A 12,887-nucleotide genomic window follows, 5' to 3' on the forward strand; every position below is an offset into this window, starting at 1 on the left:
TGCGACAGCGGCAGCACAGAGATCAAACTGGCTAATGAAAATGCCGCCTCCGTCGAAAGGAATGTCTTCAATGCCGAGGTCGAGGCCGTGAACCTGGGTTCCCCATATCAGCTGCGCCGCACCCTCGATGATATAGGAGAGCCCAAGAGTGGCCATAAAGAGTGTCATCGGCGATCTGTTGGTTAGAGGCCGAAGAACAACGCGCTCGATTACAATCCCGATGGCGACCATCAATATAAATGTGATCGCCAGCGCCAAAGCAAATGGGACAGCTCTTTCCACCAGGCTGACGAAGGTGAGTGCCGCAAAAAGCAGCATCGCCCCTTGAGCAAAATTCAATACGCCCGACGTCTTGTAGATCAGCACAAAACCGATCGCGACGAGTGAATACATGACTCCTGATAGCAGGCCGCCAATCAGAACCTCGAAGAAGAAAAGCCAATCGAACTCAACCATCAAATCCCCTCGCCATCGATATTTTCCGGAGCAACGCCAAGATAGGCATCAATCACGCCCTGATCGGTGCGGATTTCTTCGGGCGTGCCATCGGCAATCTTGCGACCATAGTCGAGAACGGCAATATGGTCGGAAAGGCCCATGACCACGCCGATATCGTGTTCGACGAGGATAATTGTCGTGCCATATTGCCGATTGGCGGCACGAACGAAATCGCTCATTTCGGCTTTCTCTGGAGCGCTCATTCCAGCCATCGGCTCATCAAGCAGCAGGATCGCCGGATCCGCGACCAGCGCGCGTGCGAGTTCGACGCGCTTTTGCAATCCATAGGGCAAACTACCTGCCAGACGATTGCTGACGTGGGTAAGATCGAGGAAATCCAGTATTTGGGCCGCACGTTCGCGGGCATCTGTCTCTTCGCGGCGCGAGAGCCGAAGTCCCAGTACCTGCGCGAGAAAAGTCGAACGGACCTTATACGCCCGACCGGAGATGACGTTGTCGACGACGCTCAATCCCTTGAACAGCGCAAGATTCTGGAACGTTCGCGCAATTCCAAGGTGAGCAAGTTTTTGGGTCGGAACCCTGGCGAAACGATCTGGCCCGATCCGTACCTGGCCGCGATCGGGTCGGTAAACGCCACTGATGATATTTATTAGAGAACTTTTGCCCGCACCATTCGGGCCGATAATCGCGCGTATCTCGCCCGATCGCACAGTGAGGTCGATATTGTGGAGTGCAACGACGCCGCCAAAGGAAAGGCTGATCCCCTCCAGACCAAGAATAGTATCCGCTTGCTCCCGGGGCTCGACCTGCCTTAACAACTCGATTTCCGGAGTGGCCACCGGCTCGCGAAAGGCAACGGTGGCGGGACCTTCGTGAAGGTAGTTCATCGAATGCATTTTCTGCCTCTCTCCAGGCCCGTTTCCGGTTCGATAAAAATCGAGCGCAAAATTCCCTTCGCAGACCGAATACAGACGACGATACAGCGCTTGGTTTGGCTAGCGGAACAGGTCTGCCGGCCTTGGTCGTTGTGGATTATTCGGCTGCCACTGCCGTAACCGTCTCCGCCTTTTCCAGTTTGCGGATCAACGGAATTACATGTTTGCCAAAAAACTCGACCTCTTCCTGGAAATGCAGGAACCCGAGCAGGATAAGATCTGCACCAGCATTCTTGAGATCGATCACGCGCTCGGCAATCTGTTCTGGCGTGCCTATGAGATTGCTGCGGAAGCCATCATTGTACTGAACCAGATCCTCGAAAGAAGACTTGGCCCAGTTCCCCTCGCCTTCCGGCGAGGCTTTGCCGGCATTCTTCACCTGATCGGCAAAACCCTGCACAGCCTCCGGGTTCGCCTTGGCAATGATCTCGTCCAGCACTGTGCGGGCTTCCACTTCCGTGTCGCGAGCAATCGCAAAGGCATTCACCCCAATTTTCACCGAATGGCCGTTAGCAGCAGCCTTGGCTCGGATGTCATCCACCTGCTTCCTGATTTCCGCTGGCGTATTCCCATTCGTGAAATACCAATCGGAAACACGCGCCGCCATGTCGCGTGCGGCACGCGAGGACCCGCCCTGGAAAATTTCCGGGAGCGGATCGACCGGCTTCGGCTTCATCGAGTACTCGTTAAATCGGTAGAAATCGCCCTTGAACGTGAAGCTGTCCTCTGTCCAGATTCCACGCAGCGCCCGGATGAACTCCTCCGAGCGCCGATAGCGCTCGTCGTGATCAAGCCAATGCTCGCCAATCGCTGCAAATTCACCACGGAACCACCCGCTGACTATATTGACTGCAACACGTCCGTTGGTGAGATGGTTGATGGTTGCTATCTGCTTCGCCGCCAACGCCGGATTCCATGGTCCTGGCAAGAGGGCAGCAATCACTTTCAATTTCGTCGTCGCTGCCAGCAGCGCGTGGCTGAAAGACACGGATTCGTGCTGATTGTCAGCACCATAACCGGCTGTGAATCTGATCTGGCTCAGCGCATAGTCAAAACCATTGGCTTCAGCGATCTGGGCCAGTTTGCGATTGTAATCAATATCCCAGCTCGTGCGCTGTTCGATATTGGAAATGACCAGACCACCCGATACGTTCGGGACCCAATAGGCAAACTTAACCGGCTCTCTTTTTATCTGTGACATGTAATTCCCCTTCAAAATGAATTCAGGTTTGCGCCAAAACAATTTCCCGCTGCGGGCTTGTGCGGCTGTTGCCGGAATTGGTATCGGCACAACGAAACAGCTGGGCGAGTTCCGTCACCGAACGATCGATGCGTTTCGCGACGTCGGGACTGGTCAGCTCGTACCCGGTGAAGTCGGCCTCAGTCGCATAGACCGCTGTTGGAATTGTCAGGGCGTTGAAAAAGCCAAAAAGCGGGCGGAGCTGGTGTTCGGTAACTAATCCATGCAGCTGCGTGCCGCCGGTCGCAGCAAGGATGACGTGTTTTCCCGTCAATGCGCGGAAGTGCACAAGATCAAACAGATGCTTGAGAGCACCCGTATAGGAGGCTCTGTACACAGGCGAGCCGACGACGAGGATATCTGCCGCTTCGACGGCATCGATAATATCGCGCCCGGCCTTGTCCAGGTGATCTGCTCTTAAGGCACGGAAAAGGACCGGCGCCGCATCGGCGAGTTCAATGACCCGGCCATCAACATCGAATTGCTTTCCAACCGCCGTGGTAATAGCCCGGACAAGGGACGCCGTGCGCGATGGCCGACTGACATTGCCTGACAAACCCAGAATTTTTAAGCGCCGCATACCACCTCGCCTTATCTATACCAATTTACTAGAGATTAAGGATTTGGCGCCCTCCGTAAAAGAAAGACATTCCAAAATGAACGCCTGACGTGAAACGGTTGATGCGTTTATTTGGCGGCGACGATCTAAGTTTATGGCTGGGGCTAAATTTCAATGCCGTCCAATTTCCGTTCGCACATCAGCGTAGATGCAATGTGTGACCGAGCGAACCGACGTATGAACCACATAACGGTGCAGGCGCCCAAATTCGGCCAATGGATCGTGACGACATCTCTGTCGACAGGGCGGACACGTCACTGGTCTAGCCCATGACCGCAGCGATCCGAATGCTCTCCAGCGCTCGGCGAACCACCGTCGCTCTGGGAAATCGGCCTCAATGAACCGGCTCAGGCAAGACCAGGGAAATGCCGATTAAGCGCTCTTTTTCAGATAGTCGTGGAAGATGTTGGCTTCTTTCGCGGCACCAATAAATGCCGAACGCGCATCCGCAGCGCTCACTTTCCCTTCGAGGGCGTCAAAGCACAACTGGCGGGCCATCTTTAATTTGGGTCCGTCATGTATCGGCCATCTCATAAGCAGAAACTCGGCTGCTTGTGTGACGGAACAGATATTTATCGGCTTGCCCAAGCGGGCGGCTTCGATGGTAACTGGAGGGAATGAATTGATCATGCGCTGAAAACTTTCCTATGACATTCCGGGTTCCACGCCGCTTCGCAAGATAATGCTCCAGTTTCTTCACACACATATGACGCGAAGAGAGATCGATCCTGTTATTCCGCTGCGCTCGCGACGATGGACCTCTCTGCTGTGACAAAAGGCCGGATTTCACTTACGGCCTGGGTGATCCGTGCGTTGATGTGGGCGGTTGCAATTTCATAGTCCAGAAAGTCGCGGTCCACGGCAAAAACCCCCGTCGGTAACGTGTGTGCCATGAAGAAACCGAAGAGCGGTCGCAGCTGGTGCTCGATAATCAACGCATGCCGGTCACTGCCTCCCGTGGCGGTCAGGACAATGGGCTTGCCCTGCAGGGCCAGCGGATCGAGTAAATCAATGAGATGCTTGAAAAGCCCGGTGTAGCTGCCCTTGTACGTCGGGGTGCCGACCACAAGAACGTCAGCCGCCAAAATCTTCTCGACAATGTGCGTTGAGGGGGCGTCAAGATCTTTGGCGTAGCGGGCCGTGCCAAGGCTGTCACCGAAATCAACCAGATCGAAAACCTCAGAGGCAAGCCCATATTGATGACTGATGCGGCTGACCACATTGGCGACAAGCGATCTTGTTTTCGATGGGCGCTGGAAGTTGCCGGAAAGGCCGACGACGGTCGGATTGGACATGGAAGGCTCCTTTGAAACAAAACAGGCAGATACTTGCAGTGCAGGAACACTAACAAGAGCCGTTAGATAAAGAAGAAAACCAGGCCCGAACTTCGACGCTATCGGGACAAAATATTCTCAATCAAGGCATCCTTGTGGGACGATTCCTGACGAGCATCAGGGACAGACGGCGAGTTTTCGTCAGAGACAACTAAACAGGAGCAAGCCTTGGCTAATACTCTCTCGTTATGTTTGGAGTTGTATTGGGTGACGAATAAGGAGAGACGAGTTGGTACCAATGGCGAACAACGGCGCGTACCCAGGCAACTTTCTTAGGTGAAACACCGAAGGCGTCTCGGCAACTCCCGAAGATGGATCAGTCGTGCGTTGCGAAGATTGCAGCAGCCTCGTGGGCGGCACAGTTGGCCAAGTAGCCCTTCAGTGGTGGACATACGTCAGCGCTGCGATGATTAATTTAATGCAGCACCCTATCGAGGCAGAGTTGAAGTGCAACGTGAGTTACTCATCGTTCTGGTTTCTCAGAAGATTCAAGAATGTCGTGAGGCCCAACCGGTCGGATTGGGCGGTCGTAATAGCCGAGCGACTGATTGATACTTGCAGATTAGTAAGACAGGATGCCGACGCTGGACTTGAACCCCAGCGGTGAGGCTCGGCACCGTGTCATTCCCTTGATGCACGTGTCGGGCTTCATCTTAGCATCTCGCACATTTGCCTCAAGCGGGCGGCGGCGTTCTTTTCCATACGAACAGGTCGAGGGTTGAAGCTGCCATAATCGGTATGTCGCGGGCGCGAATGCGTCATGGCGCAGTCATCGGTACCGTAATCGACGCATTGTAGCTGACCGGATACTGATTGATTAGTGGAAGGTCGACCACAAAGTTGTATGTGGCGGTGACATGCGCCATCTTGAAGCCGCCGTCAGGTGGGTCGATTGTCAAGGACACCGTAATATTTTGCAATCCTAATTGGCTTACATGGTCCCGGACGAGTGCCTCGATCTCATTTTGACTAAGCGATTTTTTCAATTGAAGCGCCCGCGAGGTCTCCTCAAGCGCGTACCGTACGCTGGACATTGCATTCATGCTCCACCCGAACACAATGATTCCCAGCAGGAACATCATCAGCAATGGCGCAACCAAGGCGAATTCGACTGCAGTTCCTCCCTTTTCGTTGTCTTTGAACGGAAGGTTACCGCACACGTATCACCTGTTCATGACTGAGTTCGCGCGAAACCGGGTATATGTCGAGATCGTAGGGTGCGGTCCACGTCGCTTGCACCTGAATCCAGACGAAGACTGCGGGCGGTTTTGATCCCTCACACAACATTGACGACGTGACCACGCTGTTGCCGCACATGTATCTACGGTTCAATAGGACCTGCGCATCATCCGGACGACTGTCCCAACTTGCAAGCGCGACCCGCTCGATTGCTGCATCGTCTGCGGCACCTTGCATCACCATATTGGCCGCCGTTTTTACGCCTGCACGCATGGAAAGTGCGCTAGAAGCAAGAGACCAGCCGTCAATGATACCAAGTGCCAAAAGGCAAAGGACGGGTGCGATCAAGGCGAACTCTATTGCGGCAACGCCCGACTCGCCGCCAAACTTTTGCGAACGGCGACCTTTCATAGCTTACTCGACGAGTTGGATGGATTGCGTCGCCGGAATGTCCCGCATTCCGAGGCTGCTGCAATCCTGGTTGATACCGGTGTTTCCGGTCCACTCGATTGTTCCGGCCACGACTTGCGAACAGCCGCCTTTTCCCGAGAAGTTCCCGAGATAGCGAACCTGTTGCGTTGCAAAATAAAGAGCGCCAGTGAGCAGTGAATCCGCTGTTCCGTTGAACGTGTTAGATCCCCCGACATTCGATCGATCGCCAAAAAACAATATACCCGAATAGACCCCCGACGTTGGTGCGCTAAGTTGAACGGTCGCGTTACCGTTCATACTCACACGCGAGCTTCCTGCCAAATAGATCAGGACCCCTTCCCCCTGGACATACGCATTTGCGTTTATCTTGAAATCCCCGCCCTTGATAACATAGACGCCGGGAGAAAGGCTCACATTGCCGCCCAGTGCAAGCCCACTACAATATGTCCCCGGCTTCAGCGCGTTTGTCTTGGCATCCTGACATGTGGTCGAGACCTGCGGCGCCGGAATATCGGCGAACGGATCAGAGGCTATCGATGCTTTGGTGATCGGCGCTGCACAGGAAGTTTTGACAGCGCCATTACCTAGATCCACACCTCCGGCTGATATCAGGCAATCTACCTGGAGTTTGGCGGAACCTTGCACCTTGATCGCGTTTGCGTCTATTGAGTTTGCCATCACAGAACAGCCCTTCAGCTTAACGTCGGAACTGCCAGAAAAGAGGGCGGCATTGGAAGCTGACGGATCAAGCGCGAGAATGCAGGCCTTTGACGCCTCAGAAATAAGTGCGACAGCTCTGGCCTGCGCGACCACGGGCGTTTGCGAGTAGATCGACGTGAAAAACCGCCCCAGTCTTTGGTGAAGGATTACCTCTACGGCCCGTTTTGTTGTATTCGGTCCAGTTGACGGAGGAGTGAAAACTTCGATTTCGCCCGTCGAGGTTTCAAAATAGTTTGACGTCGCAGAAGACGTGGCTGCGGCAACGATTGCCGGTTTACCGGAGCCCAACGCTTTTTCCAGTGCACCTGCATAGGCAGAAGCATCTGCTGCCGCTTGTAATTTCAAATCACTGTAAAACCAATAGGACGTTTCAACACCTAGTCCCGCGCCACCGATAACGAGTGGAAGGCAAAGCGCAAAAATAATAGCTACGTTGCCCTCCTCCCCTGCAAATCGCTGCAGAAGGGATTGAAGATGTTTCATACCGGAGCGCCATCTTTTTCTCATTCACTAATAAATACACAAAATGATGAAGAAACGTTTTAACGGGTTCGTAGTAATTTAATTGCTTGATCGAGATAACTCTTTTAGCCGGAATGATCTTCTCCCTCCCGGTTTACGCCCCTGCGGTTGTTGGGGCGACGCGCAAATGTCTCGGCTACCCCCGCTGAAGTCTTCCGACAAAAACTGCCCTCACGGACGGTTGGCTTCTCTTTCGCCGCGTCGCGCTTCAGCGAAAACTCACACTCCCGCTAAAACTGTCTTGTAGAGATGCCTGGGTTTCGGTGGCGCCTGTACCCGTCAGACAGCGCTCAATTGATCAGCTGACGATTTGCCAGATCTTTTGTCTTGTACCAACTCGTTTGATCTTCTGACCGTCATTTAGGCTTCGCATGCCTGCGCGTTCAACGGCCGATATATGAACAAAAACGTCGCCGCTTCCATCGTCAGGTTGAATGAAACCAAAACCTTTGGTTGCATTGAACCATTTTAGTGTACTTGTGGCATGTCTGCCCTCCCCGGTTTGTAAATCGTATGGTTATCTGTCAGGGCGTTTGATATCAAGCGATGATCTAGTCAGGCGCAACTCACAACTTGGTTGCAACAGTGGAGATGGCACATTCATCTCCCCGATAGACAACCTCACAACGCTCCTCCAACCGACCTTTACGCTTGGACATGTGTGAAGTTCGCTCTCCAATCAGGAAGCGTGGCCTGCAGTCTGGCCACGATCGTGTCATGGACGATAAAGCCGGCTTCGGCGATGGCGTCGAGCGCTAATTCTTCCGGGAACGGAGAACTCGCGGCCATAACCACGGATCCCGCCAGGACAACGGGAATATGGTCGCACTCAAGGTCATAGCCGACGGCCTTCGCGCAGACTGCCGCGTAGTCGGCGAGCCCTAGAGCCTGTTCGCGAATAATCGCTCGAGCGACCGGATCCTGCACTCTTGCCCATTCCAGGACGGCCGGCGCCAGTCTCGCAAGCTCGCGCGCTGGTCGGCGGCCTTCCAAACGCGTGAAGGCGTGCAACAGAGCCTCGACGCTGCCGGCCCGGTAGGTTTCCAGCAGTTCCTCCTTGAGCGCTGTCTCCGGTCCAATCCCAAGTTCAGCCCGGCACACGGCCCGCAATGCGGCGCGACCGAGCGCCGCTCCCCCAAACGGCTCCTGCGCCCAGAAGGAAAGCGCCCAGGCGCGATTGCCGCTGGCCCGCGCCGCAACGGCAGGCCCCGTCCCAACCACGATCGCAACTCCAAGGCCGTCCTTTGGGCTTCTACATCGCAGCGGAGCAAAGCCGTCATTTCTGATCGAGGCAGGACCCAGATCTGGAAGATGATGGGCAAGTACATTCTGCCAGTAGATCTCGTCTTCGGGCCAGTCCACGCCTGCCAGGCAAAACGCCGACGACAGAGTGTCGCCACCCTCGCGCCGCTTTTCGCAAACGCAGTCTTCACCGCCTCCATCACGACGGCGACGCCGTCCTTGGGATCCGGGACACTGTAGATGTCGCCGCAACCGCTGACTCCGGTACCAAGGACTTGACCCGAACCGGTGCAGACGACGGCAACGGTCTTGGTATTGCCGCCGTCAACCGCCAGATGCAGTGACTTCATGGAACGAGACGCTCGGGCAGATGACGGGCATGTGCATGGGCCATCTCTGCGTAGAGCGCCTCAGCAACCGGCAGCGATGGAACTAGGGGATTGGCGGCGAGCGCCCTGATTCCGTCGTTCACGTCACCCCTCCAGGCTGCTTGGGCCGTGAGCACCTGATATTCTGCGAGCGCATGAACCAATCCCGCGGTTCGATGCGGCAGGCGCGGCTGGGGAATGGCCTTGAGCCCGACGCGTCAATGCTACTCAGACCCCGCCTTATAACCAAATTCTTCGAGAAGGCGTGCTGCCCGCAAGTTAGGGCCGCTGACTGCCACTGAACTTTCATCCAGCAGCGACTAGAGCCTCGGCGGTTTCGAATACGCCAAGTGGCGCGGTGGTTTCAACCGGCGGAAACGCGAAGCTTTCATCTGGCGCAGCGTTGGAGCCGGTTGCTGTGACGATCCCGGCAAAAGCTGCGGGGTCTGGTATTCGAGCGATGAGTGCGGCCGGAAATTGTTATAATCGTCAGCCCATTCAGTAATGGCACTGCGGGCATGATCGAGGCCAAAGAACAAACTCTCATTGAGCAGTCCGTATCGAGATGTTGCCAGACTGAAAGAGCACCGTTGATGTCGGTATGAACGGATGATTGCATCACTTTGCCATGACAGTGCGAGTATCCAAACATGTTGTCCTGCCAGGTTTCCGGCTGAACGCACGGCGCTCTTCACTGTCGAAACGGATGGCATCGAACGCAAGTTCAAGCTTGCCGGAGGCCGCTTGATCGAATGCCATGATAACGATTGCCCGAGTCGACTGGCCCATGCCATAATACTTTGTCGGGGTTGCAGACGGAGCTTTGCAGAAGCAGCAACGTCAGGTCAGTGAATATCCCGCCCGGAAGCTATTTTGCGCATTGTCGCCTTCTTTGGGAGCGCCCGCTATTGTCTATTCATCGCGCTGGAGAACTTTTATTTCTGGGCAAGCGCGAAAAAGGCAAAAATCTTCGTTGAACGAACTTTCGCGACACGCCAGCATGAACTGCTACGCAGCGAGTCCGCGCGGCAAGCAGGTCCGGTACGCGTCTCCTCCCTTGATACTCGTACCGGGCCTCAGCGTCCCGTCAGTTTTTTTTGCGCGCATCATGCAGAGTCCGCAACTGATCAGAAAGATGCCTCTCGGGGTTCGAATCCGTTTTGTCGGGTTCGTTACATCAAGTGCGACCTTACTGTTTCTATGAGGATTGGAGTGAAATAATCAAAGAGCTTATAGCAAATCTCAAATCAGGGCTGAATCCGTTCGCGCTCAGATTAAGTTGATCAGAGAAAACAGCCATAATGAGCCAGAATACCGCCGTGGCACGCCTCTCGAACAAAGACTGGTGGACGTGGAAAACCGCCTTCAGATGATCACTATGGAGTCTATTGAGCAATGGTCGGTTGCAAGCGGGACGTCGAGCAGTTTATGGAGGCTTTGACCGGCGCTGGTTTCCTCTCTCCATTTCAACAAGCTCGTTCGCGAAAGGCGGCGTTACTCTTCAAGTCGACCGGCAGCGGACCTAAGAGGATACCCGATGACGCACATTGCAAACATTATGGTGTCCGCGATTTTTGCAGATCGCCAGGGCCTGCGATCTTTACGACATTGCAAGAACCACCCGCCGGTTATTGGCAGAAACTTGCTCGGCAAGAACGTCGAAAAGGCCGATCTGCAAACTGTCAATTTTTCCGCCGAGGATACCGTGACGATTGAGCGTTCCGGCGCTCCGGCTCCCTGGCGCCGCACGCAGCAAGACGCCAAGAATTTGGGACAAGCGGACGACGGACGTCCTGGTCGATCACGCAAGCAGGCCGAACTGTGATCCACGGATCGCTGCCGTTTGATCTTTGCAGCAAATCATTCTTGTCTGCCAGGGTAACAAGTCCTTATACATCCTCGTGATCTATGAACCAACTGAGGCTGACGATGCCGCCGATCTCCTTGAGCAAGACCGCGTTACGCCGAGCCAGTGGATGCCGCACTCCAAATTGTAGGTGTCGATCCGGCGGATCGGGCGGTGTCTTATGCGGTCAATGCGGGCCTGCTCGATGCCGGCGTTGCGACCAACTTCGAGAACAGTGAGCCGACGGCACAAGATGTCGCGGTGATCGAAAACGCCGACCTTGTCATTTTGACGGGGTGCGTCGGCTATGTAAACGAGATTTCACTGGAACGGCTCCTGGAAGCGAGCCTCGACAACCGCCCCATGGTTGGCGCATTTCGTGCTACGCATGTTTCGATTTCGGCGCCGCGCGGAAGAAATGCTGAGCCAGCACGCCTATGTCACAGAAAAGCTGGAAGGCCCGTTTCCGCAGCGCCGCTTCGCTTCCACCGAGGAACGGCAGCACGTGCTCGACAACCTTAGCCGGTTGAGCATCGATGCCGCCGGGGCGGAGGTGACCGGTTGGTACCTTGCCGAATTGCATGTCGCATGACCGGAGGAGGTCGCGAAATCGGTGCCGCTCAACGAGATCCTGAATGGCGGCGTCCGCCAGATCGCTTAGGCGGTAGGTGTCAATCCGTGTGAGTTAGCGATCGCTCTTTTGACAGCCAGGCATTCCGCGCGCCTCCGGCCTCAACCTGCTGGTCAGTGCCATCGTTTCCCAATGACCCTGCTAACCCCGCGCGAAGCGTCGCAGCGCGCACATCAGAGGGTGTAGCGCCGTAGCGCCGGCGGAAGGCATGATTGAAGTAAGACAGATCGCCAAATCCGGAATCATAGGCGATGCTGCAGATGGTCCGATGGCCAAACCGCCGGTCCGCAAAGAGGCGGTGGGCATAGGCCAAGCGCTGCTCCAGGACGAAGTTGGTAAAGGTTATGCCGGCGCCGGCGAACAAAGCGCCAATGTAACGCGGCGAGATGCCGTGGCGGGCCGCCAAGCTATCGATGGTGAGATTACGATGGGTGGCGTTGGCGACGATATCAGCTTTGACTGCGGCGAACCGTGCGGCGCGTTTGCCGCGTCCCTCGATAAGGTCGCGTGCATCACGCGTCGCGGCGCACGCCAGCGCGACGAGATCATGAATATGCAGAGCGAGTAGATGGCGCGCCTCCGGCGTCGTGATTGCCTCTTCGGCGTCGAGGGCTCGAATATAACCACGCAAAAGGCCCATGGCTTGCGTGTCATGGACGATAGCAACGCTTTGTAAATCCGAAGCGCTCTGAACCAACGGCAGCAGCAATTGTCGGCGCAGGCGTATACTCAACAGCTGCATGCCCGATGGCGCATCGATCGTCGATTGCCCACCGATGGCGCCCATGCCGGCAGCAAGTTCATGATCGACGCCATCAACGTGCAGCGAGAGCGCGTCCCTGAGCGGAACCAGCAGGCAAAGATCGCCCTCCTTGGCAGCATGCAACGTTCGCATTGGAGAGCAAGCACTGTGCGCAATGGCCACGTCCGGCAACGTTCGAATGGTGGTCTCAAGGCAAAATTGCGCTTTCTTGTGCGGGGCGATGTCCAAATTGTACAGTTGTCGGCTGTGCTCTTTACAATACCATTCGATCCATTGACGGTCGGATTGATCGGGCGATGTAAAAAGAATTCTCCGGAAATCATATCCCTCAGCGGTCATCAATGCCCCCATTGCCCCAATGATTGAAAAATGCCCCGTTAGGGCGTACTCCGTTTCGCGCACCGATTGCTTCAGCCGCTTCGCCGAACCGTATTGTAGTGCTGCGAGTGTGGCTGTCGTCGAAACGAGTCCGACGACAGCCACGTTGCCTTGGGAGGCTAGACGGAACGAAAATCTTTGGAATCAGTGCCGCCGGAACGCGTCGAGAAAAATCGGCTGCCGTTAAAACACGTTCAACGGCAACCGAGTGGCATTGCG

At 55.3% G+C, this 12,887-nt stretch carries 14 protein-coding genes and 2 pseudogenes; 2 read left to right on the forward strand and 14 right to left on the reverse strand.

Features of this window, described 5'->3' with window-relative positions:
* The 13 genes and pseudogenes from LB462_RS27230 to LB462_RS27285 all read right to left on the reverse strand — a co-directional run.
* A partial coding sequence (locus LB462_RS27230) for a branched-chain amino acid ABC transporter permease (RefSeq protein ID WP_370637319.1) occupies nucleotides 1-456 on the reverse strand: 456 nt, incomplete at its 3' end.
* On the reverse strand, nucleotides 456-1,346 hold the full coding sequence (locus tag LB462_RS27235; protein ID WP_224514579.1) for an ABC transporter ATP-binding protein: 891 nt from the start codon (nucleotides 1,344-1,346) through the stop codon (nucleotides 456-458). The genes LB462_RS27235 and LB462_RS27230, both read right to left, overlap by 1 nt.
* Before the next feature lie 145 nt (nucleotides 1,347-1,491).
* Complete coding sequence (sfnG, locus tag LB462_RS27240) at nucleotides 1,492-2,595, reverse strand: dimethylsulfone monooxygenase SfnG (RefSeq protein ID WP_224514582.1); 1,104 nt, start codon at nucleotides 2,593-2,595, stop codon at nucleotides 1,492-1,494.
* Nucleotides 2,596-2,617: 22 nt separating this feature from the next.
* Nucleotides 2,618-3,214, reverse strand: a complete 597-nt coding sequence (gene msuE, locus LB462_RS27245; protein WP_224514584.1) for an FMN reductase — start codon at nucleotides 3,212-3,214, stop codon at nucleotides 2,618-2,620.
* Nucleotides 3,215-3,625: 411 nt separating this feature from the next.
* On the reverse strand, nucleotides 3,626-3,883 hold the full coding sequence (locus LB462_RS27250; protein WP_224514586.1) for a DUF982 domain-containing protein: 258 nt from the start codon (nucleotides 3,881-3,883) through the stop codon (nucleotides 3,626-3,628).
* 101 nt (nucleotides 3,884-3,984) lie between these two features.
* Nucleotides 3,985-4,548, reverse strand: coding sequence for an FMN reductase (gene msuE / locus LB462_RS27255; RefSeq protein ID WP_224514587.1), 564 nt, complete (start codon nucleotides 4,546-4,548; stop codon nucleotides 3,985-3,987).
* Nucleotides 4,549-5,345: 797 nt separating this feature from the next.
* Nucleotides 5,346-5,747 carry a TadE/TadG family type IV pilus assembly protein gene (locus tag LB462_RS27260; protein WP_224514589.1) on the reverse strand — a complete coding sequence of 134 codons (402 nt, stop codon included), beginning with the start codon at nucleotides 5,745-5,747 and terminating at the stop codon, nucleotides 5,346-5,348.
* Nucleotides 5,737-6,177, reverse strand: a complete 441-nt coding sequence (locus tag LB462_RS27265; protein ID WP_224514590.1) for a TadE/TadG family type IV pilus assembly protein — start codon at nucleotides 6,175-6,177, stop codon at nucleotides 5,737-5,739. Before LB462_RS27265 ends, LB462_RS27260 begins: the two co-directional genes overlap by 11 nt.
* 3 nt (nucleotides 6,178-6,180) lie before the next feature.
* Nucleotides 6,181-7,401, reverse strand: a complete 1,221-nt coding sequence (locus tag LB462_RS27270) for a pilus assembly protein TadG-related protein (protein WP_224514592.1) — start codon at nucleotides 7,399-7,401, stop codon at nucleotides 6,181-6,183.
* A 318-nt stretch (nucleotides 7,402-7,719) separates the two neighbouring features.
* A pseudogene (locus tag LB462_RS27275) lies at nucleotides 7,720-7,876 on the reverse strand (cold-shock protein).
* Between the two features lie 209 nt (nucleotides 7,877-8,085).
* The gene (locus LB462_RS27280) at nucleotides 8,086-8,934 is read right to left on the reverse strand and encodes a hypothetical protein (RefSeq protein ID WP_224514595.1); all 849 of its coding nucleotides are present in this window, start codon (nucleotides 8,932-8,934) and stop codon (nucleotides 8,086-8,088) included.
* 94 nt (nucleotides 8,935-9,028) lie between these two features.
* Entirely contained in the window at nucleotides 9,029-9,250 is a 222-nt protein-coding gene (locus LB462_RS31660; protein ID WP_370637321.1) for a hypothetical protein, read from the reverse strand.
* 106 nt (nucleotides 9,251-9,356) lie between these two features.
* Nucleotides 9,357-9,604, reverse strand: a pseudogene (locus tag LB462_RS27285) (integrase core domain-containing protein); the annotation flags it as partial.
* Between the two features lie 983 nt (nucleotides 9,605-10,587).
* Here LB462_RS27285 and LB462_RS27290 point away from each other — a divergent pair.
* Entirely contained in the window at nucleotides 10,588-10,875 is a 288-nt protein-coding gene (locus LB462_RS27290) for a hypothetical protein (RefSeq protein WP_224514597.1), read from the forward strand.
* Between the two features lie 409 nt (nucleotides 10,876-11,284).
* Entirely contained in the window at nucleotides 11,285-11,488 is a 204-nt protein-coding gene (locus LB462_RS27295; protein WP_224514598.1) for a hypothetical protein, read from the forward strand.
* Nucleotides 11,489-11,567: 79 nt separating this feature from the next.
* On the opposite strand, the gene LB462_RS27300 is transcribed toward LB462_RS27295, so the two are convergent.
* A complete protein-coding gene (locus tag LB462_RS27300; RefSeq protein ID WP_224514599.1) occupies nucleotides 11,568-12,422 on the reverse strand; it encodes a helix-turn-helix transcriptional regulator in 855 nt (284 codons plus the stop codon).
* Between the last annotated feature and the right edge of the window lie 465 nt (nucleotides 12,423-12,887).

The sequence above is a fragment of the Phyllobacterium chamaecytisi genome, from assembly GCF_020164455.1.
Lineage (GTDB): Bacteria > Pseudomonadota > Alphaproteobacteria > Rhizobiales > Rhizobiaceae > Phyllobacterium > Phyllobacterium chamaecytisi.